The organism is Halobacillus shinanisalinarum, assembly GCF_022919835.1.
In the GTDB taxonomy this organism is placed as follows: domain Bacteria; phylum Bacillota; class Bacilli; order Bacillales; family Halobacillaceae; genus Halobacillus_A; species Halobacillus_A shinanisalinarum.
Window position 1 is genome coordinate 525,281 of record NZ_CP095074.1, and the last position, 22,741, is coordinate 548,021.

General features: G+C 38.8%; 28 protein-coding genes, 2 tRNA genes and 4 pseudogenes. 4 read left to right on the forward strand and 30 right to left on the reverse strand.

All coding sequences use genetic code 11. The annotated features are described in order from the left end of the window. The first annotated feature begins 13 nt into the window (after positions 1 to 13). A complete protein-coding gene (locus tag MUO14_RS02805) occupies positions 14 to 469 on the forward strand; it encodes a CBO0543 family protein (RefSeq protein WP_244753540.1) in 456 nt (151 codons plus the stop codon). Between the two features lie 691 nt (positions 470 to 1,160). Here the strand turns inward: MUO14_RS02805 and MUO14_RS02810 are convergent. The 19 genes and pseudogenes from MUO14_RS02810 to MUO14_RS02900 all read right to left on the reverse strand — a co-directional run bounded on the left by MUO14_RS02810 (position 1,161) and on the right by MUO14_RS02900 (position 13,438). After that, a tRNA-Arg gene (locus MUO14_RS02810) sits at positions 1,161 to 1,234 on the reverse strand. Positions 1,235 to 1,406: 172 nt separating this feature from the next. After that, positions 1,407 to 1,480 (reverse strand) — tRNA-Gly (locus MUO14_RS02815). A gap of 94 nt (positions 1,481 to 1,574) precedes the next feature. Then, positions 1,575 to 2,102 carry a metallophosphoesterase gene (locus tag MUO14_RS02820; RefSeq protein ID WP_244753541.1) on the reverse strand — a complete coding sequence of 176 codons (528 nt, stop codon included), beginning with the start codon at positions 2,100 to 2,102 and terminating at the stop codon, positions 1,575 to 1,577. A gap of 14 nt (positions 2,103 to 2,116) precedes the next feature. After that, positions 2,117 to 2,713: an XTP/dITP diphosphatase gene (locus MUO14_RS02825; protein WP_244753542.1), complete on the reverse strand. Its 597-nt coding sequence runs from the start codon at positions 2,711 to 2,713 to the stop codon at positions 2,117 to 2,119. A gap of 4 nt (positions 2,714 to 2,717) precedes the next feature. Further along, positions 2,718 to 3,476, reverse strand: a complete 759-nt coding sequence (gene rph, locus MUO14_RS02830) for a ribonuclease PH (protein WP_244753543.1) — start codon at positions 3,474 to 3,476, stop codon at positions 2,718 to 2,720. Between the two features lie 141 nt (positions 3,477 to 3,617). Next, positions 3,618 to 4,730, reverse strand: coding sequence for a GerMN domain-containing protein (locus tag MUO14_RS02835; protein ID WP_244753544.1), 1,113 nt, complete (start codon positions 4,728 to 4,730; stop codon positions 3,618 to 3,620). A gap of 95 nt (positions 4,731 to 4,825) precedes the next feature. After that, positions 4,826 to 5,646 (reverse strand): annotated as a pseudogene (gene racE, locus MUO14_RS02840) (glutamate racemase). Between the two features lie 21 nt (positions 5,647 to 5,667). Beyond that, positions 5,668 to 6,117 (reverse strand): MarR family winged helix-turn-helix transcriptional regulator, encoded by a 450-nt coding sequence (locus MUO14_RS02845; protein ID WP_244753545.1) that lies wholly within the window; start codon positions 6,115 to 6,117, stop codon positions 5,668 to 5,670. A 190-nt stretch (positions 6,118 to 6,307) separates the two neighbouring features. After that, positions 6,308 to 6,409, reverse strand: a pseudogene (locus MUO14_RS02850) (LuxR C-terminal-related transcriptional regulator); the annotation flags it as partial. A 25-nt stretch (positions 6,410 to 6,434) separates the two neighbouring features. Further along, positions 6,435 to 7,958 carry a recombinase family protein gene (locus MUO14_RS02855; protein WP_318036008.1) on the reverse strand — a complete coding sequence of 508 codons (1,524 nt, stop codon included), beginning with the start codon at positions 7,956 to 7,958 and terminating at the stop codon, positions 6,435 to 6,437. 555 nt (positions 7,959 to 8,513) lie between these two features. Continuing rightward, a complete protein-coding gene (locus MUO14_RS02860) occupies positions 8,514 to 8,786 on the reverse strand; it encodes an HU family DNA-binding protein (protein WP_244753546.1) in 273 nt (90 codons plus the stop codon). Positions 8,787 to 8,945: 159 nt separating this feature from the next. Then, positions 8,946 to 9,281, reverse strand: a complete 336-nt coding sequence (locus MUO14_RS24680; RefSeq protein ID WP_396265830.1) for an NAD-binding protein — start codon at positions 9,279 to 9,281, stop codon at positions 8,946 to 8,948. A gap of 293 nt (positions 9,282 to 9,574) precedes the next feature. Then, positions 9,575 to 9,748: pseudogene (locus MUO14_RS02870) on the reverse strand (heavy-metal-associated domain-containing protein); the annotation flags it as partial. Between the two features lie 52 nt (positions 9,749 to 9,800). After that, the gene (locus MUO14_RS02875; RefSeq protein WP_244753548.1) at positions 9,801 to 9,959 is read right to left on the reverse strand and encodes a hypothetical protein; all 159 of its coding nucleotides are present in this window, start codon (positions 9,957 to 9,959) and stop codon (positions 9,801 to 9,803) included. A gap of 385 nt (positions 9,960 to 10,344) precedes the next feature. Continuing rightward, positions 10,345 to 11,265 (reverse strand): hypothetical protein, encoded by a 921-nt coding sequence (locus tag MUO14_RS02880; protein WP_244753549.1) that lies wholly within the window; start codon positions 11,263 to 11,265, stop codon positions 10,345 to 10,347. A gap of 64 nt (positions 11,266 to 11,329) precedes the next feature. After that, the gene (locus MUO14_RS02885; RefSeq protein ID WP_244753550.1) at positions 11,330 to 11,590 is read right to left on the reverse strand and encodes a thioredoxin family protein; all 261 of its coding nucleotides are present in this window, start codon (positions 11,588 to 11,590) and stop codon (positions 11,330 to 11,332) included. A gap of 2 nt (positions 11,591 to 11,592) precedes the next feature. Continuing rightward, a complete protein-coding gene (locus MUO14_RS02890; protein ID WP_244753551.1) occupies positions 11,593 to 12,000 on the reverse strand; it encodes a MerR family transcriptional regulator in 408 nt (135 codons plus the stop codon). A gap of 425 nt (positions 12,001 to 12,425) precedes the next feature. After that, complete coding sequence (locus tag MUO14_RS02895) at positions 12,426 to 12,815, reverse strand: DUF302 domain-containing protein (protein WP_244755459.1); 390 nt, start codon at positions 12,813 to 12,815, stop codon at positions 12,426 to 12,428. Between the two features lie 53 nt (positions 12,816 to 12,868). Beyond that, on the reverse strand, positions 12,869 to 13,438 hold the full coding sequence (locus MUO14_RS02900) for a class I SAM-dependent methyltransferase (protein WP_244753552.1): 570 nt from the start codon (positions 13,436 to 13,438) through the stop codon (positions 12,869 to 12,871). Positions 13,439 to 13,544: 106 nt separating this feature from the next. On the opposite strand from MUO14_RS02900, the gene MUO14_RS02905 reads away from it, so the two are divergent. Beyond that, a complete protein-coding gene (locus tag MUO14_RS02905; protein ID WP_244753553.1) occupies positions 13,545 to 13,715 on the forward strand; it encodes a hypothetical protein in 171 nt (56 codons plus the stop codon). Here the strand turns inward: MUO14_RS02905 and MUO14_RS02910 are convergent. The 8 genes from MUO14_RS02910 to MUO14_RS02945 form a co-directional block, all read right to left on the reverse strand. After that, positions 13,712 to 14,491 carry a sulfite exporter TauE/SafE family protein gene (locus MUO14_RS02910; RefSeq protein ID WP_244753554.1) on the reverse strand — a complete coding sequence of 260 codons (780 nt, stop codon included), beginning with the start codon at positions 14,489 to 14,491 and terminating at the stop codon, positions 13,712 to 13,714. The two genes, MUO14_RS02905 and MUO14_RS02910, sit on opposite strands and share 4 nt — an antisense overlap. A gap of 54 nt (positions 14,492 to 14,545) precedes the next feature. Next, positions 14,546 to 14,773: a sulfurtransferase TusA family protein gene (locus tag MUO14_RS02915; RefSeq protein ID WP_244753555.1), complete on the reverse strand. Its 228-nt coding sequence runs from the start codon at positions 14,771 to 14,773 to the stop codon at positions 14,546 to 14,548. Positions 14,774 to 14,792: 19 nt separating this feature from the next. Further along, a complete protein-coding gene (locus tag MUO14_RS02920) occupies positions 14,793 to 15,926 on the reverse strand; it encodes an MBL fold metallo-hydrolase (protein ID WP_244753556.1) in 1,134 nt (377 codons plus the stop codon). Positions 15,927 to 15,945: 19 nt separating this feature from the next. Further along, positions 15,946 to 16,344 (reverse strand): DsrE/DsrF/DrsH-like family protein, encoded by a 399-nt coding sequence (locus MUO14_RS02925; RefSeq protein WP_244753557.1) that lies wholly within the window; start codon positions 16,342 to 16,344, stop codon positions 15,946 to 15,948. Positions 16,345 to 16,371: 27 nt separating this feature from the next. Then, complete coding sequence (locus MUO14_RS02930) at positions 16,372 to 16,947, reverse strand: sulfurtransferase TusA family protein (protein ID WP_244753558.1); 576 nt, start codon at positions 16,945 to 16,947, stop codon at positions 16,372 to 16,374. Positions 16,948 to 16,958: 11 nt separating this feature from the next. Then, positions 16,959 to 17,258: a rhodanese-like domain-containing protein gene (locus tag MUO14_RS02935; protein ID WP_244753559.1), complete on the reverse strand. Its 300-nt coding sequence runs from the start codon at positions 17,256 to 17,258 to the stop codon at positions 16,959 to 16,961. Between the two features lie 79 nt (positions 17,259 to 17,337). After that, the gene (locus MUO14_RS02940) at positions 17,338 to 17,817 is read right to left on the reverse strand and encodes a DsrE/DsrF/DrsH-like family protein (protein WP_244753560.1); all 480 of its coding nucleotides are present in this window, start codon (positions 17,815 to 17,817) and stop codon (positions 17,338 to 17,340) included. A gap of 88 nt (positions 17,818 to 17,905) precedes the next feature. Further along, positions 17,906 to 18,166: a metal-sensitive transcriptional regulator gene (locus MUO14_RS02945; RefSeq protein ID WP_244753561.1), complete on the reverse strand. Its 261-nt coding sequence runs from the start codon at positions 18,164 to 18,166 to the stop codon at positions 17,906 to 17,908. Positions 18,167 to 18,798: 632 nt separating this feature from the next. Here MUO14_RS02945 and MUO14_RS02950 point away from each other — a divergent pair. Beyond that, a pseudogene (locus MUO14_RS02950) lies at positions 18,799 to 19,406 on the forward strand (recombinase family protein). 156 nt (positions 19,407 to 19,562) lie between these two features. On the opposite strand, the gene MUO14_RS02955 reads toward MUO14_RS02950, so the two are convergent. Both MUO14_RS02955 and MUO14_RS02960 read right to left on the reverse strand, forming a co-directional pair. Further along, positions 19,563 to 20,162, reverse strand: coding sequence for an ATPase (locus tag MUO14_RS02955; protein ID WP_244753562.1), 600 nt, complete (start codon positions 20,160 to 20,162; stop codon positions 19,563 to 19,565). Then, a complete protein-coding gene (locus MUO14_RS02960) occupies positions 20,162 to 20,362 on the reverse strand; it encodes a hypothetical protein (RefSeq protein ID WP_244755751.1) in 201 nt (66 codons plus the stop codon). Before MUO14_RS02960 ends, MUO14_RS02955 begins: the two co-directional genes overlap by 1 nt. Positions 20,363 to 20,596: 234 nt before the next feature. Between MUO14_RS02960 and MUO14_RS02965 the strand changes: the two genes are divergently transcribed. Continuing rightward, positions 20,597 to 20,824 carry a recombinase family protein gene (locus MUO14_RS02965; RefSeq protein ID WP_449768900.1) on the forward strand — a complete coding sequence of 76 codons (228 nt, stop codon included), beginning with the start codon at positions 20,597 to 20,599 and terminating at the stop codon, positions 20,822 to 20,824. Positions 20,825 to 20,891: 67 nt separating this feature from the next. On the opposite strand, the gene MUO14_RS02970 is transcribed toward MUO14_RS02965, so the two are convergent. Further along, on the reverse strand, positions 20,892 to 22,322 hold the full coding sequence (locus MUO14_RS02970; RefSeq protein ID WP_244753563.1) for a YVTN family beta-propeller repeat protein: 1,431 nt from the start codon (positions 22,320 to 22,322) through the stop codon (positions 20,892 to 20,894). Positions 22,323 to 22,741: the final 419 nt, after the last annotated feature.

Sequence of the window (22,741 nt, forward strand, 5' to 3'; positions counted from 1 at the left end):
AAGGAGGTTTTTTATGGTGGAGATTATATTATTATGGATCTTCTATATATTAGGGGCGACGCTCTTACTGTTTTCTTTAAAAAAGCCCCCACGTAGAAACTGGCTGTTAATTTATTTTACGACTGCTTATTTTGCTGTTTTTTTGGGAAACTTAATCGTTGAATATCATTTTCTAACATTTCCTGTGACATTATTTAAACACCTTGACGGAAGTGTTCTTTTTGAGTTTCTGCTATTCCCAGTTATTTGTATTTATTATTACCAAACAACTTATCATTCCGCTATTTTCGGGATCGTTTGGCAGGCAGCAGTATATAGTGGAGCTTTGACCATTGTTGAGTCTTTTTTAGAAATGTACACTGATCTAATCAAATACCTTCAATGGGATTGGTACTATACTTGGATAAGCGTGTTCATTTTTATGGTCATTGTTCGTTCTTCTATGGGGCTGCTCAATAATAGACCCTAGTTTGCTTCTATGGAACATAGAAGCCGATAAAAATGTATGAAGAGTATCAGAAGGATCCTGCAAGTAAAGAAGTTTTAGATGTATCACAACAACTAGATATAGCCCAAATAATTATCAAAAAACAGTAAAGAAAAGCCGCATCCATTAAGGTGAGGCTTTTTTACGTTGCCATATCAAATTGTTGATCGTAAGAACCTAACTTTATCCAGACTCTTTCCCTTTCGAGAAACTCGGGTAATGGGATCTTAATGAAGAGATGTCCGATTGAAGGACTTTTCGATAGCAGAATGGCGTGGCCATGTATTGAACAATAATCCCTGTGAATCAATCATTCCCGATAATCCATCTAAATTTGTATAGTGATAAAGATATTCTATGTCTTCAAGCAAGTATTTTTTATATGTATTATATATATATTGAGAAATACCAATAAAGGTCGGGGTATCCTCAATTTATTTTTCTCTAGAGAAGTTGGACAATTTAAACACACCCCATATTATGGAAGTTTACGTATTTAAAATTATAAAAGTTAGATTGTAGTAAAGATACCATAAAGAACAATACATGAAAAAAATCCTGCCCCAATTCTGCACCAAAAGCCACTTTTGGACTAATACAGCCTCAAACCATTCATAACAAGAAAAACGCTGAATCCCTTGATATACAAGAGGTTCAGCGTTTTGTTAATTAGTGTCCCAGGCAGGATTCGAACCTGCGACCCACAGCTTAGAAGGCTGTTGCTCTATCCAGCTGAGCTACTGGGACATAGTTATTCAAATTAATACAAGAATCAATCTACTTCAGTATAACCTGTCGCCCTGATTCTTTGAGGATTATCCAAGATGTTTTGGAATCGATACGTTGATGTTTCGCTTCGAAGCATATTCGTTCATGCTCTATCCAGCTAAGCTACTGGGAGGATATATGTAAATTATTATGGAGCGGATGAAGGGAATCGAACCCTCATCATCAGCTTGGAAGGCTGAGGTTTTACCACTAAACTACACCCGCATAACTATGTAAAATTCCAAACCGCCCGCTTTTTTCGGACAAGATTAATTATAGTAAATACTGGTCTCTTTGTCAACAACTCTGCAGCAAAGAATTACTTCTTTGCTGCTAGAGATGTTTCCATCCTCAGATCCGACAAAGCCTCCCCATTAACCTGATAATACTGAACTTGTATGTTATCAAGGGTATCCCATTCTAAAACCGCATAGGTTGGTTCTTCACGGTCTCTAGGGAGTCTCGCACTTCCAGGGTTTATGAACAATTTTTCATTCACCTTTTCTACTCCTGCCATGTGTGAATGGCCAAAACAGGCTATTTGTGCTCCGACTTCATCAGCCCGGTAGGATAAAGGCATTAATGTTGATTTTATTTGATGTAAATGACCATGAACAACAAGAATTGTAAGACCGCCTACTTTTACGACTTGCTCATTCTCCATGTCTACTTCAAAGTCACAGTTCCCTTTTGCATAGAAAAAGTCCTTTAATTCTTCTGAATGATAACCCAACTCAGAATCGCCACAATGAATCATAGCATTGACTTCATGCTGGTGACGCTGCTTTATTTTACTAACTTCGTCTGTAAGCCCGTGCGTATCACTAACAATCAGTACTTTTGGCAAAAATAATCACCTCATTACGTTAGATCTTGTAACCATTTTTCTATTTCCAGGATAGCATGCTTTCGGTGACTGATCGAATTTTTCTCTTCAGATGTATGCTCGGCCATTGTCCGGTCCGAGTGTAGGGGGACGAAAATAGGATCATAACCAAAGCCACCTTCACCTTTTGGCTGGCGTGCAATTGTCCCCTCACAAGTCCCTCTCACAGTAAATGTATTTCGTCCAGGACGCGCCACAGCAACTGCACATACAAAACGTGCTGTACGTTGTTCATCGGGAACGCCATCTAATTCACGAAGTGCTTTTTCAAGGTTCTTCTGATCATTTTTATCTTCTCCTGCATAGCGAGCCGAATAGATGCCAGGTGCTCCATCTAATGCATCAATTTCAAGACCCGAGTCATCAGCAACGACAGGAATTTCGAATTTCGCTGCGATGGCCTCTGCTTTAATAGTCGCATTCTCTTCGAAGGTTACTCCGTTTTCTGCAATATCATCAATCCTCTGATCAAAATCAAGCAATGACTTAACGGATATTTGATACTTAGAAAACATCTCTCTAAACTCTGTAACTTTGCCAGCATTCTTTGTCGCAATTACTAGTTGTTTCATAAGATTATTTCTCCTTAACAGCTGACGACTTATCAATAACCTCAGCCCATTTGCCAATTGCATCTTTTTGTAAATGTGTAAGCTCAGTTACACCTTCTTGTGCTAGGGATAACATCTTCTGCAGCTGTTGCATTGAAAAAGTGGCTTCTTCCCCCGTGCCTTGCAGCTCAACGAATTCTCCTTGACCTGTCATCACGACATTCATATCGACATCGGCCTTGCTATCCTCTTCGTAACAAAGGTCTAAGATTTCTTTTCCGTCTGGAAGGACACCGACAGAAATAGCTGTTAAAAAGTCCGTAACAGGGAGTTTTTTCAGCACACCATTATCTACTAATTTTCCAAAAGCAAGGACTACCGCAACAAAAGCTCCTGTAATCGATGCTGTTCTCGTACCACCATCGGCTTGAATCACATCACAATCAACCCAAAGTGTACGTTCGCCAATGCTATCCAGGTCCACTACAGCTCGTAAAGCACGACCAATCAAACGCTGTATTTCCATTGTTCTTCCTGATACTTTTCCTTTTGAGGATTCGCGAATGTTCCGTTGCTGGGTCGCGCGTGGCAGCATCGCATACTCTGCGGTAATCCATCCTTTTCCTTGGCCGCGTAGAAAAGGGGGGACTCGTTCCTCAACACTTGCATTACAAATCACTTTCGTATCTCCAAAACTTATAAGTACAGACCCCTCTGGGTGTTTCACATAATCTGTTTCAATGGTAACTTTTCTTAATTCATTGACCTGGCGATCGCTTCTCATCGTCAATGTCCTCCCTTTCGTTCACTCATATATACCTTGCTCATCTTAACATAAAAAAATGCCGAGAAACAGATAACACTTACTTGTCCCTTATGTAAAAAATGAGCCACTATGACTTTATAGTGGCCCATCATCTCTATTTTATAAACTCTCCGGTTCACTAGCTCCATTAATATCAGATCGTGTGACTGGTTCAGCTAGCGGCTCGCCCGCCTCGTTCAGCACTTGCTCCACACCTTCTACTTTCACTTCAACAGCTTCAACCTCTTTCATGTTTGTCAAACTCATTACGAGGCTGGCAAGGGCTGGTTCAGCTACTGCTTTTGGTTCTTGTCCATTTAGCAGACCCTCACTGAATGTTACACTTAAGACTCCATCTGTAAGTTCTGCACTAGTTACTTCCGCTTCTTTGTTGAATGGTTGCTGTAAAGATGATCCAAGTTCTGGACCTTCAAGGAGCGTTTGTACTAAAGAGGTGTACAGTTCACCTTCCGCATCCACCCTCGTTGTTACAGGGACTTGATATACTTCCTGTCCACTTTGCTGGGAAGGATAATAAACAGTGACCGCTTTACTGCTAACAACATCTGTATTGTTACCAACATGAACATTGATCCCGTCTGAACGGGAGACTCCTTTAGAGATAGGAGTCCCGCTCACAGGCATTTCCTTAAGTTCATGACCATTAATCCACAATTTCATTCGATCGACATTATCAAACTGGGTTACCGTATAAGTCATCGCTTCCAAAATCTTTTGTTCTTCATTTGCTTGATAATTTTTAAATTCTTTGGAAACATCAACTACCATCGTCCCATTATCTTTTAAATTCATTCCAAGAATCTGAGTACCTGCAGGAAGAACCGCTTCAAAACCTGTTGGTAATAAGTTCGATATTGGCCCATCTTTAACTAAATACTCAAGTGACTGGGTAGCAACTTCTTTAGAAGCTGGCAATTCTACCGTTTGTGGAACGACCATCCCATTAGAATCAATAAGGAACAGTTCCCTTGCAACCGTTTCTGAAGCCGCTTCCTCCCCTTCCATACCTTCCTCTACCTCAGCACTTTCTTCTCCACTTCCTTTCTCAGGAGCTGGCTCCTCTGTATTTGTTTCAGGATTTGCCGCCGTTTCTTCTTCTGGCGGAGCATCAATCTCCTCCAATGATTGCTCCCCTTCAAATAAACAACCCGACAGCAATCCTGTACTTAGTAATACAGCAATCGATAAGGGTTTAATACCGCATGTTTTCATGCTATTCCCTCCCATGATAGTTTGTACTATCATATATACGAGCCACATTTCCGTTTAGACCTAGATTTTTAAGATCCAAAGAAAAAAGCTCTGCACTATTTAGCAGAGCTTTCGAATTGTTCTAGTTCTACAAGTTTCAAAATTTTAATTGGTTCCTCAAACCAACTGTTCGCTACCAACCTGAATTTTTCCATATCACCAGTCGTATAGAACTCATGGACAGGCACTGTATCTCCCTGTGATAAACCATCATGATAGGCTAATATCAAACTAGCCTCACTAGCTGTTTCCTCACCGGAACTTATCACCTGGATATGGCTACCCATTTCCTTTTGAACTAACTCTTTGATTAGAGGATAATGAGTACATCCTAGAATAAGTGTATCTATATGGTTCATTTGTTTTAAGGGCTCAAGAGTAGAAGCTACGATTCTCTCCGTCTCCGGTCCATGAAGAATCCCATTCTCAACCATAGGCACAAATGGAGGACAGGCTAGTCCATTCACGCGAATAGAGTGATCAATCGACTTGAGTGCTTCTGGGTAAGCCTGACTTTTTATAGTGCCTTCCGTACCTATAACACCGATACGTTTATTTTTACTGTTTTTTATCGCCGCACGCGCCCCTGGGTCGATCACTCCGATCACAGGTATTGATAACGCAGATTGAAGCTCATTCAGCGTGTAAGCTGTCGCTGTGTTACAAGCGATCACAAGCATCTTAATATCTCTACGTAGTAAGTAGTGTACCATTTGCCATGTAAAGTCTTTAACTTGTTCCTTTTCTCTCGGTCCATAAGGGCACCTTAACGTATCACCCAAATAAATGAATTTTTCCTTGGGAAGCTGACGCATTAGTTCGCGTCCAACAGTTAAGCCCCTACTCCTGAATCTATAACTCCTATCGGCTGTTCCACGAATACCCCTCATTTCTGTTTCTACTTCGATGTATCACGCATATTTTCATGAAGTACATGTAATAAATGGTTAAGTTTATGAACCTCTTCCTTTGGTACACCGCTAAGTACCTCTTCTAAATAGTGCTGACGCTTTTCAATCACCTCATGAATTATTTGCCTTCCTTTTTCCAAAACGTGTGTACGAACGACACGTCGATCTTTCGGATCACGAATCCGCTCGACCAATTCATTCTTCTCCATTCGGTCAACTAAGTCTGTTGTCGTACTGCAGGCCAGGTGAATATGGCTTGAGAGCTCGCCTATCGTCAAATCACCTTTATCAAGTAACCATTGCAACGCGACGAATTGAGGAGCAGTAATGGGATAATGGTTTAAAATTTCCCGCCCCTTTTGTTTAATGATCCCTGATATGTATCGTAATTCCTTTTCAACATCTGCAATGGTTGATGTCGTCTGGGACTCTTCCATATTCAGCCCTCCTAACGAAATAATTTATATCTACCATTCTCGCGGTTTTATTAAAAAAATTCAAGATATCTATATTCATACTAGACATCAATGGTCACCCTGCAAATGAAAAAACCTTTCAGGTATGGAGTAAAACGAATTATCCAGTACCTGAAAGGACCCACCATTTCTGATGCCAACACAGTTATCTTTAGAGTTCAAGCTCACCCATCCGTAATAATTCGACTACGGCTTGAGATCTCCCTTTCACCCCAAGCTTCTGCATTGCATTTGAAATGTGTACCCTTAGCGAACCCTTAACATTAATTCGACCAATATCATCCAATTAGATAGGTAACCTCAACATCACCGTTTTGGAATATGTCAATGTGGTCAATGATCTCTTTGAATACACGATTCAAATCTTGATCTCTGTTATTTAAAGAATTGAATGCTTCCCTGATATTTTTAATTTCGACTTCACTTGTTTCATCCTTATTATACATATAAATTTCATCTTGGTACTTTTGCAGTTCATTTTCAAATGCTGATTTTCGCTTCATATATTCCTCTTTATCCAACATTTCATTTAGGTACATATCAACTAGGCGACTTTTTTTCGATTCAATTTGTTTGATTTGATTTTCGAGGTTTTTAACTTTTTTTACCCTGTTTTTACCAAAGCTATTCTCAAAATCAAGCTCAATGTCCTCCCACTTTTTTAATAGTAAATTTAAAACAAACTCTCTGAAGTCTTCATATCTTATGGGAACATGGTTTACACACGCGGAGTTACCAGCCCTGCGATAGGCGCTACACTTTAAATATTTCCAGGTCGTTTTATGACCATCGCTTTTTCTACGCTTATAAGAAAGCATTGTAACCATATTCGAACCACATTCTTTGCACTTAAGTAAGCCTCTGAATTCATTCCATTCTGATATTTTTGTGTTATACCTTTTTTTATCTTTGTTATTTGCCTTCCCCCATTGTTCCTTAGATATTATAGCTGGATGATGATCTTCGAATACTATCCATTTTTCTTTTGGGTTTTGGATTTGTTTCTTCTTACCGTCAACTTTAATATGCGCATATCTATTAAGAATGAAAGTTCCACATGTAATAGGATTTTGAATAATCCTTTGTACAGTTGTAACCCCCCAGTAATCCTTGGTTTTAGGTTTCAATATAGAACCATCCTTTACCCCCTCATTTAATTTGTTCGTTATAGATTTAAAGCCAATGTTATCTATTGTGTACCAATCAAATATTTGTTTAATTACTGAAGCTTGTTTCTCATTTACTTTCAGTTTATGGTCTACACGGTCATAACCATAAGGAACCTTCCCAATATGATGACCTCGCCTAACCTTAGCAGCTAACGAGGCACTTATCGAAACAGATAGTGTTTTAGGGTATTGAGCAGCAAACATGGAGTACATTTCAAATTTCATATCGTTTTTACCTTCATAGTAACTATCATAATCCTCTTCAATTGTGACAACACGAACACCGTGCCCAATTAGTACTTCTTTAATTTCCAGAGCATCTTTTAAATCACGAGCCAAACGGTGAATAGACTTAAATATAACCATTTTTATTTCTCGATTTCGAGCTTTACTTAATATTAATTGCATAGCTCGGCGCTCTAAAAATAATGTTCCACTTAGTCCATCATCTTTTAAAACAGCATCATCATTCCACTCAAAGTTATTCTTATCTAGCCAATATCTACATATATCAATCTGATTTGGGACAGAATCTTTCTGCTCGTCTTTATCAGTAGATACTCGAACATACATTAAGTAAGGATAATCTTCGTATTTAGTAATCTCTTTTTGGCTATTGTTATTAAGATCCACTTCCCCACTCCTCTCAGTGCACACCTTAATTTTACATTGAGGATGTGTAGACTTATATTACTTAGAAAATACACTTAATTTAAATTTATGATCGATTACATTATAATATAATTCAATCGATATGGGAACAAATGTTCCTAAACCTATTTTATTACATCTTTATACAGATGCAAAAAAGCTCTTGCTAATTGCAAGAGCCTTTTTGGTATGTGATTTTATTCAGTTGTCTTACCTGAATTTGTTTATTTTAAATTGACACAAAATTCAATTTTATTGATTAGACAAGGATTAAAATAAACATCTGAAAGGATAGTGAATAAGTTACTAATATATGGAATATCGAGGAGATAATTATAAATACATTACAAGGTCACAATTCAGATATAAATTGTGAATTTAACAACAATCTAAACTGCACCTATGAATTATAATGTATCAACAAATCTTCTAGAAAGCTAATTTAATAAGGAAGTTGGCTTTTGTTGTTAAACAGGATAAAATTATCCCCCAAGACAAAAAAAGGGGTCAATGTATAATGCTGATTTTAAAATTATCTTATTTTACTGCTTCTTTAAGGCTTTTTCCTGGCTTGAATCCGGGTGCCTTACTTGCTGCTATTTCTATTTCCTCACCTGTTTGCGGGTTACGACCTTTACGTGCTGACCTTTCCTTTACTTCAAAGTTACCAAAACCTAGTATTTGAACACTATTTTCGTTTGAAAGTGCTTCTGTAATAGATTCCAAAATAGAATCCACGGCTTTACCTGCATTCTTCTTTGATAGCTCAGAATCCTCAGCAACTTTATTAACTAATTCTGTTTTGTTCATAAATTATCTCTCCTTCTTTAAGAATAACGTACTCTTCTTTCTACCATATATATCCGAAGTTATCAAAGGAAAGAAGGATTTTCAAATATATACTTCTGACCCTTTGTTGGTATCTCCGGATTGACTAACCTTCCATCTATGAAATGGGTACGTGTGGGGCTATCTATTGAAACTCTCTATTACACTATTATAAATTTGATGATACATTTCCCTGCCCAAAGATTCATAAGCTGGGATTATAGTAGTAGCCCTTGCTCTTCTGGCATGTTCCGATTGCTTCGCTGTGAGAATTTCAGTAGGGATCTTTATACTTGGATTAGCAATCTTTGCAGCAATCGTGATCACAATACTATACCGATCTACTTCTAATTCCCCTTTCGATGAGTCAGAAGTAATGACAATAGCTTTAGCCTGTTGGATATGTGCCTTTGATAAAACTTCCTGGCTAGACGCATCTCCTTTTCCGTTCGATAAATAACAAACACAGCAAATAATGAGGCCATATTGACAAGCATTTCAAAACTTATTCCTTCCATCTTAATTCCAAAAAGGTGTTCTACAATAACTAAATGGCCACTTTGGCCTTTACCTTATTTACCCCTAGTTGCTGTAGCCCCATCAGAATACCGACGGGCTTTACCGGTTCCCTCTTCCGCATGTTTGCCCATATAACCACTAAACATGACTAAAATCGGTACATAACAAATACTCAAATTCCGCTAACAAAACCAATAAGTACGAGAAAGGTGCCACAGCCTCCAGTCCGGCTAACTGTTCATAAATCGTATTCAAAGCTGAACCTCCTTCACGTCACTAACTTGATAACCAAGATCGGTAATACATTGTTTAATTTCCTTGGTTGATACAACCTTTGGCTGATAGACCACGGTTGCGCGATCCTGTTCAAGATTGACATGGGAGGATTGAACACCATCAGTTTCCTCCAACGCAGCTGCGACCGCAGCTTGACAGCTCGTTCAGAATAAACCTAGACCTGTCAAAGCGACTTTTTTCTCACCGGGATTGCCGGAAAGCGCAGCTTCCTGATAAAGCGATTTGACCACCGTTACTTAATGTCACATTTTCCGTTTCAGTTGCTTCTTTATCAGCCTCCCAATTCACTGAGGGATAGGCGACCACAACAGCAACAATGGCTAACGCTATAGACGGCATGTTTTTTCATGTCATCGTTTCCTCAATTTTATGGCGAAGCACTTTTTCTTTCGGAGGCTGGAGAAAACCACTTCTCCGTCGATGACAATCGCACCCGAAGTCATCACACCTAGAGATTCTATGCGTTCTGGCTCTTCCAAAGAGTCAATTTCACCAAATTGTACACTCGGAAAATCTTTAGGACGTCTTGAACACGCTTTTTTGTTGCTTCACAACTTTTGCAACCGGGCACACCGGAAGTAACGACCTCTATCTTCATTGGTCTCGCTCCTCACTCTGAATATTTATGGAAAACTTTCATGGTTTCATCGTCCGTGCGTTCTACGATCTCCTGATCATCAGACTGCTTACTTTACAGGTCCCTTCATACATGATCCCTTTTACGTCACATTAGGAGCCCTTTTTCCCGTTGTTTTATTTCCACCTTTTTATACGCTAAAACTGAACTAAACAGAAATACACATGTAACCAATGAACCTAACGGCAACATCGCTACCACTTTATCTGGAAAGATAAACGGGAGCAATGGAAAAGCGTACACTGCTGGGATACGGACACCAACAATCCGCAACAGAATGCACATTAATATCATATTTATCAACGTTATCAATATCCACGAATCAAAAGCGAAGTACAACAGCGTGCCGACAGTCGCAGAGATGGTCAATACAAGACTTTGCTTAAAAGCTACTTTCCCATTGTACATAGGCTTCTGAAGTGATTCATAAACAACGACAAGAATAGGTGGGATTGCCGCTAGTTGGGGATAGCCAACGGCCCAAGTTAAACCAATCCATACGAAATTCAACGCTAAAAACACGACCATGTACTTGTACTGTATCTTCACCTTCTTTTCAAGACCGTTATTTAATCTAAATAGTAGAACCCCAAGCATCAATATGAAAGTAAGAATGAAAGTCGATATAATAAATGACCATCCGTCTACATCTATAACCACTGGCAGTAAGCCTGTTGCAATAGATGGTGCCAGATTCGATCGAATGAGACGCAGTAAGAGCATCAAAAGCACAAGGGTGATACCTACTTTTCCTACATAAGAAATGGGTAATAGATTAACCATAAAGCCAATGACAGCAGTGAAGGACGGGGCAAAAAGAACCTTCGATGGTTGCCTGATCCATCCAGGTTCTCGATATACCCACATGGCAATCGCCATTGCAGCAAGTTCCGGCAAAATAATTTGATGATTATTTAACATGAGCGAAGCCGTAATCATCGTGATAATAAATGTAATGGCAATGACATATGAAATAATTGTTACATTCTTTGATACCGCCTTATTCATGGACAACTCTCCTTTCTTGCATAATAATGGCAAGGGTGAAAATCTCACCCTTGCCATTCGTTATTTATTGACCTAAGCCAGCTGCTTTTAACGCATCGGTGTCGATGCCGTTGTTGCTGACCAATTTCCCATTGATTGCAACGGCAGGAACAGATTTCATACCATACTCTTTCGCTTTTGCTTCACATTCGAGTGTGTCGCATTTTTTATTTAAATCATAAACCACTACTTCGCAATTATCACAAGCTAAATCTTTCACTTCTTGCACAGCACCCTCACAAACACTACAACCCGCCGTAAATACTTCTACTAATCGTTTAGCCATTTCTAATTCACTCCTTTAAAATTTTTAATAATTGGACATTCATTTTTTGATATCCCAGAACCAGGGCACTTTTCTGCCAAGTCTTCAAGCAATATTTTCATTTTGTGTAGATCATGAATTTTCGCTTCAATCTCTTTCATTTTACTTGTTGCAAAATCGTGCATTTCCTCAGAACGAAACTTTTCATCATTTGAAGCAGCTAAAAGGTTTTTAATTTCTTCGAGAGTAAACCCTAAATCCTGCGTTCGCTTGATAAATTTAATATCTTCCACGACTTCTAGAGGAAACTTCCTGTAACCTGATTCCGTTCGAGGAGGCTCAGAAATCAATCCACGCCTTTCATAATATCGAATGGTTTCAATATTGACATTTGCTTCTTTGGCTACTTGGCTTATTGTTAATCCTTCCACTTCATCCCCTCCTCAGTTATTAGTATGGACTCCGTACTATGGTACAGGGTCAATAATAAATTTTATCATTTTTTATCAATTAGGCATTATTCCATTAAATGGCCGTTCGCATTGTTGAAGATACTCTTTCACACATAAAATCCATATACTTATCAATAACGTTCGTTTTTGATACAAGAATCTGATGAAAAGAATTTACCTATCAATTTATAATTTAAATTGTGCGGTTTTAATATTTATTTTGCACAAACAAAAAATAGAGGATCATCCATATTAAACAAAACTAATGGATGATTCTTTTATATTTCTTTAACAAAAGATCAGGGTATAACCCGCGCAAAAAATGCCCCATTTCAAATCGTGAAATGGGGCTCCCGTTTTTGCATCATCTATTTATCATCTTATACAGTCTACTAACAGGGATATTATTTATTGGCAGCTTTGTCCATGCATGCAACAAGCTTAGATTCAATATCTTCTGCAAATGCTTGTAATGATTCATCCCCCGTTAGCTCAATGAGTGTTGTTGGCTTAGGCATCCCAATTTTTGTTTTTCCTTGCTCTTCATACACAACAATTTTACAAGGAAGAAAGTAACCGACCATATAGTTTTGTGTTAAAACCTCTTTTGCCGCCTCTGGATTACAAACTTCAAGAACTCTATAGTTCTGATCGTAATCGAATCCCTTTTTCTCCAGAGTATCTTTAATATCGAAATCCCAAAGAACGCCAAACTTTTCCTGTTTCAGTACCTCTTCCAATACCTTTACTGATTCCTCAACTGTTTGATTGGCTTCCACTGTATAATGAAACATTAAACTGTCCCCTTTCTGATACTTTGTCATAAAGTCCTCTTTAACCTAACCTCTTAAACTCGTTTTGCCTTAATGGCATAATGACTTGAATAAAGTTGAAAGACTGTTGTTTCGAATCCCTGTGCTTGTAAGGTCTCAGCCAATTCCCCTGAAGGAATTTTTTCATGGATTGGGGGACCATCATCTGTTTCAATCGCTTCCCACTCGATAAACAAAACAATTCCACCTGGTTTTAAAATTCGCCTAATTTCAGTTAAAGCATTCTCAATACTCGGAACTTCATGAATAACCAAGGAGACCATCACTTTATCAACCGATTGTGAGTCAATTGGGATATGTTCTAAATCACTAATGAGATAATCAATATTATTAACCCGGGCTTCTGCTGCCCTATTCTTTAACATATCAATCATTTCAGGCTCAATATCCACGGCATAGACAGGTTCTTTCGTATGCCCGGCCATAGGTATAGTGAAATAACCATTTCCAGCTCCCAGATCGGCAATAACGTCACGTTTACTTAACTCCAGCATATCCATGATCTGTTTATAGGGTAATTGTTGTTGTCTGTCCTCGCTTAACAATTTATCAGCCTTTTCAGGATTAAATCGGTGTCCTCCCACTCTACTCACTTCTCCAATCTATCACTTTTATCGTGTCTAATTTCCTGTTATAATACCAAGTATACGGATAAGCTTTACAATATTCTTTGTGAAGGGGGTTTAATAAATGACTATAAAGAATCTTTTTAAAGAAAAATGCCCTCAATGCAAAGAACATTTAACAGTAAATCGAACAAGTTTACTCTCTAGCCAAGTGGTTAAATTCTGCCCTAAGGGGCATTACGAAAAAGAATATCATCCTGCCCTTGAATCCTATATTGAGACCGTTCAAGATTAATATAGGATGTCAAACCAGATTTTAATGGTTGTAGCAAAAATTAATAATGCCAATATTCCTTGCAAATACCTGCTATTGATTTTTTTACCTAAAGTTGCTCCTAACGGTGAGGCAATTAAACTAGCTACCACCATAACAAGGGCCGGAACAAACGGAACTTGCCCTGTCGCTATTTTCCCTGTTGTGGCACCAATGGATGAAATAAACGTTACAGCTAATGAAGTCGCAATGGTTACTCTGGTTGGGATTTTTAATATGACTAACATGATAGGAACAAGAAGAAAGGCCCCTCCTGCACCAACAATGCCTGCACCAAGCCCGACAAAAAAGGTCAGAACAGCTGCCACTATTTTGTTATAATGAAGGTCTTCATGATCGGCTTTATCTATGCCTTTTTTGGGGATGAACATCATTACACTAGCGAGGATTGCCAATAGCCCATATACAAGGTTGATACCTTCTTCCGTTAGGAGTCGTGACCCAATTCCCCCGATTAAACTTCCAATTAATATGCTGATCCCCATGGTTATAATTAAACTCCTGTTTAAATATCCGCCTTTTCGGTAGACCCAAACACCAGATAATGTCGCAAAAAACACTTGCACAGCCACAACACCGGATACTTCAAAAGCGCTTAATCCCTCAAATCCAAACAAGATCGGGATATAGAGTAACAAGGGGTAATTGATAATGGCACCGCCGATGCCCAGCATGCCGGACAATAAGGATCCTATAAAGCCAATGAAAAAAATCGTAATGATAAATGCTAGGTCCATTCTCTCCCCCTTTGTAAAAAGGGAGAACACTGTCCTCCCCTTTTTGATTCACACTTAACCTTTTTTAATCCAAAATTTCAATACGCCTTCTTCCTCAGTATTCTGTAGCAATTCATGGCCACCTGATTTAGCCCATGCGGTTAGATCACTTTTAGCTCCTTGATCCGTTGCATGAATTTCTAATACGTCACCTGAGTTTAATTCCTGAATGGCCTTTTTGGTTTTAACGATCGGCATTGGGCAAGCCAATCCTGTTGCATCTAATTTTTTTACTGCTTCCATGATTTTCTCCTCCTTTTAATTACCCGTGAACCGCACAGCGGTTAGGTCCAATTTCCATTTCTCTACGTTCTTCCTCATCCGGATTCGCTTTCCCCATGTTGGTATGGCGAATCTTTTCATAAGAATTAGGCTGTGGCGGAAGGTTATCCGTCACCATTCTCCTGAATTCACCTTCATCATCGACTTGAAGACCTGAATTTTTCTGATAAAGATCTCCCAATCGGGCAGACACTTTACCACCTTTGCCAAGCTCTTCGGCAAATGAATAGTGAGCTGGGAGCACCACCAAGTCATTAGAGAGCTCCTTATACCGTTTATATAATGTCTCACGCAGATCTCCTATCCAATCTTCTGCCTTCCCTGCTAGATCAGGACGACCAATGGACTTAATGAACAAGATATCCCCTGTAAGAAGATATTGATCACCAATGATGAGGGATGTGCTCCCCAGGGTGTGACCCGGTGAATAAATCGGTTGTACTTGTACCGTTGTATTCCCGACAACGATATCATTACCTTCTTGAAGTGCTGTATAGTCAAAAGTAACATCTGTTGCATCCTTAGGAGGTAAATAATAGGAACCCTTAACGTTTTCCGCTAATTGACGTCCTCCAGAAATATGATCTGCATGCAAATGGGTATCAATCAAATGTTTTATTTCCACACCTTTTTCTTTAGCAAATGTTTCATAGATATCCGTCATTCGATTGGCATCTATAACCGCAGCTTCTCCGTCAGATTCAATGAAATAGGAGAGACAACCTTTTCCTAGACGGACAAATTGATAGAGGCTTCCTCCCCCACTTAAATCAGAGACTTTCGTTGGTTCCAAGTGTTCACTCCAAGCTTTCATACCACCTTTCAGGGAATAAACATCAGAATAGCCAGCTTCTTCAAGCAATTCTCCAACCATTTCGGAAGATCCGCCTTTCGCACATACGACGATGACTTCTTGATCTTTTTGCAAGCTCCCTTCTACAGATTCAATCCCATCGAGCAAATTAAAGTAAGGTTCGTTAATGACCTTGACTCTTCCGCCTTCAATTTTCCAATCATCAAATTCATCCGTATTTCGAACATCTAAAATCAATGTCTCTTCATGATTTACAACTTTCTTTGCTAACTCACTTGTTGTGATAGTTTTTACAGTCATTCTGTTTCTCCTCCCTTACCTAAAATGTTAATGAAATATTAGCGTCTTTCGCATAATCGATGAATGAAGCAGCCCCGCCAACTTCAATTCCATCAATAAAATCACTCTTTTCTAAACTCATGACATCCATCGTCATTTGGCAGGCAATTAATTTAATATTTAATTCTTGAGCGATTCCGACTAACTCTTCGATAGAAGGAACGTTTGCTTTTTCAAATCCCTCTTGAAAATGCTCTTTACCTTCTGGCAGTGGTAAGCTTTTGTGCCCTTCTTTATGAATTAAGTTCAACCCTTCAAACGTAAAGAAGATTCCTACCTCTGCATCAGATGCTGCAGCTGCTGTGGCTACATTAAATACCTTATACGCGTCAAACAAGCTACCGTTCGCTGCAATAATGGCGACTTTTGTATGGTCCATTTTAAAATTCCTCCTTATATAAATGAGCTATTTTTTACTTTGTTCCATCGAACCTTCCCATGTAGACATTCCAGGTATAACATTTTTCACATGTTTGAAACCTTTTTCACTTAATTTTTGTGCAGCTAGGTCACTTCGACTTCCTGTACGGCAAATGACATGCAGCTCATCATCCTGGTTTAGCTCTTGAAAACGTTCCTCAATCTCTCCTAAGGGAATATTGATGGCTCCCGGAATATGACCAAATGCAAATTCAGCTTGTTCACGGACATCTATAATCGATAGATCCTCATCACCATCTACTTTATTTCGGAGGTCTTCTAGATCCGTAATCACCTCGTGTTTTGTTTCTCCTTTCGTTTCGGCCTCGCTAGCCTTTCGCACGTAATGCATTAATACCTCTTCCTCTTCTACCGTGCCAAGGTACTGATGGCCTGTGCTTTCTGCCCATGCTTTTAAATCGGCAGTAGATCCTTTATCTGTAGCCTGAACTTCAATGACTTGCCCTTCATTTAAGTTGGCCATTGCCTTTTTCGTCTTCACAATGGGCATAGGGCATGCTAATCCTTTAGCATCTAATATTTCATGTGACTTAATATTCATGTGAATACCTCCTATTTCTCTACTTCTCCAGACCAATCAAGCATACCGCCTGCCATATTGGTTACATCACAGCCTTGCTTACTTAATATTCCACATGCTTTGCCACTTCGACCACCGGAACGGCAAACGATATAATAATGCTTTTCCTTACCCATTTCATCCAGGTGATCCAGCACTTGCCCTAGCGGTATATGCTGGGCACCAGGAATTTTTCCTTGTGCTACCTCTTTACTTTCTCGCACATCAATAATGTTTACCCTTTCTCCATCTCTTACTTTCTTCTCTAGCCCTTTCGCTGTAATTTCCTTCATAACTTTCCCTCCTAGTTTCCTTTAACTCTATAACTTGTTTGAACACTAATACATGTATGGGTATGATAAACCCAAAAAATTATATAAATAAATTAACATTACCCTCTTCTGCATCTCCAATATAAGCAGCAACCCCCGCGTATTCAATCCCGTCAAGGAGTTCCTCTTTTTGAAGGCCAAGTAAATCCATTGTCATCGTACAACCAATCAATTTCACATCTTGCTCTTGTGCCATTTCTACTAATTGAGGTAGAGGCATGGCATTATGTTTCTTGATGACATTTTTTATCATCTTCTGTCCCATGCCTAAATAGTTCATTTTGGAAAGACCCATTTTATCGGTACCTCTAGGCATCATCTTACTGAATAGCTTCTCCATAAAACCTTTCTTCATTGTCACCTGAGTATCTTTTCGTAGGGCATTTAATCCCCAAAACGTGTGGAAAATCGTTACTTCATGATCATAGGCCGCAGCCCCATTGGCAATAATATACGCGGCCATTGCCTTATCATAGTCACCACTAAACAAAACGATGGTCGTTTTCTTTTGATCTGACATTTTCAGCTCTCCTTCCGTACATATACATCTATGGGTATGTTAACAAATGAAAATTAAAAAGCAAATCTAATTGCTCCTTAATCTTTTCTTATCTGCTCTTGACTAATAATTCGATGGCTTCCTGAACTACTTTAGTTGTGTCCTCTCCCTTGTCCGCCTGTTCTTGAATGCATCGCTCCAGATTTTCAGCAACGATCGTAGCAATCGTACGGTCAACGGCCGATCTTACTGCGGATAGCTGACTAATGACATCTTTGCATTCTTTTTCTTCCTCCATCATTTTGTGCACGCCACGGACTTGTCCTTCTGCCCGCTTTAATCGTAGTTTTAAATCCTGTGAAAACTCCATATTCTATATCTCCTTTATGAATTGCTTTATATACTCTACTATGTATTGTATTAACTCATTTACAAATTGTCTAGATTTATGCTTCCATCATACGCTTAGAATTTTATAGTTTTTAAAAACACACGACATATAATCAATTTTCATTCCCTTTAGCTTCAGAAGGTCCTAAAAAGATTTGTAAGTAAAGATTCTAACTGAAGGCATATGCTTTCCTAAAAAAAATAAACCTGATAAATGGCGCATATCAGCAAGTCCATGCAAAGCGATGGTAAACATCCATATATGTACGATTTGGTTTATACTCAATCGCCTATTTGTTCTAAAGGCAATCAAATTAAAAACGATTATAGCAATAATTAGTCCCAACATTACATAAAAATTCCCTTTTACAATACAGCTTTCCCATGGACCTTAACCAATACTTAACAATAGCCCTTTTCTGTAAAATGATTTTGTTCCGTTTGTAAAAGTACACTTTTACGAACAGTCCACAGATCTCTTAAATCTATAAAATTAAGCGTTCATAAACCCAAAAAATTTATTGCGAACGTTCACGTTTTTCCATGTACATTAACGAACGAAAGCAGGTATACTTTATGGGAGAAAACCAAATGAAGAGAGGGTACCCTTAAATGGAAATTCGGCATTACGGATACATACGAGTGAGTAGCAAAGACCAAAGTGAGGAACGCCAGGTCGCCGCGATGAAAGAACAAGGGATCAACAAACGTGATATCTTTATTGATAAAGTGAGTGGCAAAGATTTTCAACGGGAGCAGTACCAGCTCTTAAAACGAATCCTTCGCCCGGGGATGTGCTGTACATTCATTCCCTCGATCGCTTCGGTCGGAATAAAGAGGAAATTGTGCAGGAATGGAATGCCATTACAAAGGAGCTTCAAGCCGACATTGTAGTGTTGGACATGCCACTACTCGATACCACCCAATATAAGGATAGCATGGGGACCTTTATAGCCGACCTCGTTTTGCAAATCCTTTCTTGGATGGCACAGGAAGAACGGGACCGGATTCGAAAACGACAGCGTGAAGGAATTGATGTGGCCATGCAGCAAGGGAAAACTTTTGGCCGTCCCAAAGCAAAGACTACGGATGAGTTCATGGAAGCTTATTATGAATGGAAGAGTGGTGAGATTACAGCGACACGGGCCATGCAGCAGGCTGGCGTTAAAAAGACCACCTTTTATAAATTGGTGAAACAACTTAAAGAAAATCAGGTGTAACGGTGGTTACAAGTATTTCGGTTAGAGTAACAAAGCAACTTTATAACGAAAACCTTCATTATAATAGATGCTAGTTGCAATGGATAGCTGGGGGTAGGAAAGCCATAGTTAGACACATGCAAAAAGATTCTCCTATTAAATTAACAGGAGAATCTTTTATGTTGTCGTATTGAATGTCTTTTTTATAGGGGATGCCCAGTCAGGAAGGTCGTCAACTTCAAAAGTTATACGGCCATTGGAGATTTCTAAAACCAGTTCTCCATCTGATTTACTGTTATCGATGACGACAAGATTGTCAACGAGGGATAAATTTCGAAGCAGGTTCTCTTTAGAAGTCGTATCCCTTTTCAGGATGTCGCTTGTCGGGATATGGTGCCCGCCATTTTTTACACGCAATGCCACTCGCTCAATGTTTTGTTCTACGTGGCTTAATTCAACGTAAAACATTGTGATTTCAAAGCCTTCTTCTTTGGCTTTGGTCATTTGATGGATGGCATTTTTCCCAGCCAGCGTAGTTTCGATCGAAAAGCTCTTCTCTTCCTTAATGCACTCATAGACCAGTTTCACAGCTGCTTTTCCTGCTGCAAATTGTTTGGTTTCGGGTGCTTTCGGGTCCAGTCTTCGAGCAATTGAATCCGGATCAATATTGATATCAATGCCTAACTTATCGATTAGCAGGCTACGTAGCGTGCTTTTTCCACTACCGTTGTTTCCAGCGAAAACATACATCATAGGAGGGAGTTTGTCATACCCCATTAATTATCACCAGTTGGTTTTGTATCAAATTTGACAATCGTTCCATCCGGATATTCTTTTACGAGTCCGTTTTCTGTTTCATAAACAATATATGTGTTATTTGCTTTAGCATCAATTTTTGCCCGATCACCAGTCATCTTTGCCCATCTATCTACCCAAGCAAATTTTCTCCCTTGGGATTCGCTTTCACGTTCTAGCATACAACACACCACCTTTGTTTTATATCTAAATTATATCAGACACCATTCCTACTGTCATAAGTGTTCGTTCGTTTTTGATAACGAATGGTATTTTAAAAGTTTATAAAATTATTCACCCACATATCAGCACCTACGCAGTTTCAAAAGGCGTATCAAAAACAAAATATCATTATATACATCATTTAACCTTTTTGACAACATAGAAATAACAAACTTCAAAAGGAGTTACAAAATATGTTATTTGGGTATGCCCGAGTCAGCACAAAGGATCAAAATTTACATATGCAATTTGACGCGTTAAAGCAATACGGTGTGGAGGAGAAAAATATCTACTCGGAAAAAATCACGGGAACGAAAAAAGATAGACCGGCGTTCACCGAAATGATGAAGTATCTACGTGAGGGAGATACGGTGCAAAATCATAACGAAAATGCACACAAACGAACGCGAGGGGTTCAATAACCATTTGTTGAAGAATAAATTAAAGAAGAAGGCACTTATCATAACAAGATGAGTGCCTCTATGAATATCACTTTTCAATTACAGCGTTATGCTGGACCGTATCTTTATTGATCCACTTTACTGTTGTACCAGGTGTAATTTCAAGTGTTTCTGGTATATAAGTGTAGTCTTTTATTTCGACTGTTTGTTCCTCCATTTTTTCACCATCTTTAACATTGACCGTCATTGTCATATATGGGTGAGGGTCGCAGTGAATAGTATATTCCCCAGATTCATTAAATGTATACGTATAGGTTTCATCAGTTTTTAAAAGAGGGGAGCTTTCAAGAACCGTTTTTGATGCTTCTTGTTGTGAGTCATCTGAAGCCTCTTGTGTTCCGGATGAATTTTCTTCTGAATGATGACTTTCCTTCATTGATGCTTCAGTAAAATGTGCTGTACCACGGCTGCCTATTGTTGCTGTGAAAAATGGGAAGGCATCTGTTTCAATGGTGTGGATCACTTCATTTGTTGTTGTATCAATGACAACAAGTTTATTTTCTTCTGTAACAGGTACATAGACTTCCTTATTGTCCGGTGTGATCGCAATACCATGCGGACCTTGTCCCACTTTAATGGACTTCACGACTTCTTTTGATGCTGTATCAATGACTGTAACAGTATTGGCTCCAATATTCGCAACATAAGCAACTTTACCATCATTCGTTAAATCAATCACGTGATGCCCTTTGCCAACAGGGAGCGTTTCAACCATTTCTCCTTTTTCCAAGTCAACAATTCCAATAGCATTCGATTTTGTTAACGTTACCCAAAGTGTTTTTCCGTCAGGTGTAATCGTTAAATTATGCGGCAGATCGTTTACGCCTTCAATTGTATCGATAACAGATTGACTTTCTGTATCAATAACGGATATAGAATTTGAAGCTGTATTTGTCACATAAAATTTGCTGCTGTCCGGACTGGAAATGCCGTTATGAGGGAATTTGCCTGTTTTAATGACGGTAGTTTCCTTCATTTCTTCAACATCAATGACGGTTACAGTATCTTCACCTTCATTTATAACATAGGCCCATTTCCCGTCTGTTGTAAAGTTCACTCCTTTAGGCGTTTTACCGACTGGAATTGTTTTAATTACTTTATTTGATTTGGTATCGATAATTGAAACATCCTCCGATTTGCTGTTAACAACATACGTATAGTTTCCATCAGGGGTTACTTGAACATATGTAGGTTTTTCTCCTACTTCTAAAGTGCTGACAACACTGTATGTTGTAGGATCAATGATTTGGACTGTATTTGCTTCTCGATTGTTTACATAGATCAGAGGGATTTGTTTATTCTCCGTATTAGTATTTTCTTCAGTTGTGCCTGCATTATTTTCTTTATTTTCACTTTCAGGTTGAGCGTTCTGTTTACTGCTGCATGCACTTACGACTAACAGTAATAATGTAACAATAAGCAGCATGACATAAGATGATTTTCGATATTGTCGTATCATGAAAAGATACCTCCTTTTATCATTCGAACACGCTGCAAGAACCACTATGGTCATCAAGAGTGTTGCTAATAACCATGATTTTTGCTTTCATCTAAAAAACCTCCCAAGAGTATTTCTGGTTGGTAGGGCACTTTCTCCATGCTCCTCTCGCGCTTTTTTTTACAATACCATAGAAAATGGCCCCTAAATTATAAGAATCATTAATGGCTGTTATATAAAAAAATGATAAGACAAACCTGATAGATGGAAAATTCAAGGTATCACATTAATATGTTAAAGAACCTATGCGTCACTGTACCTGAGTTATAGCTATGTTACTCTTAATCATTTCTAACTGGCACGTAACCCCAATGTCATGGACAAGATTCAAAGGTTGTATATTTGTCGCTTCCATTGACATTTAGCTGAAACTTCGCCTG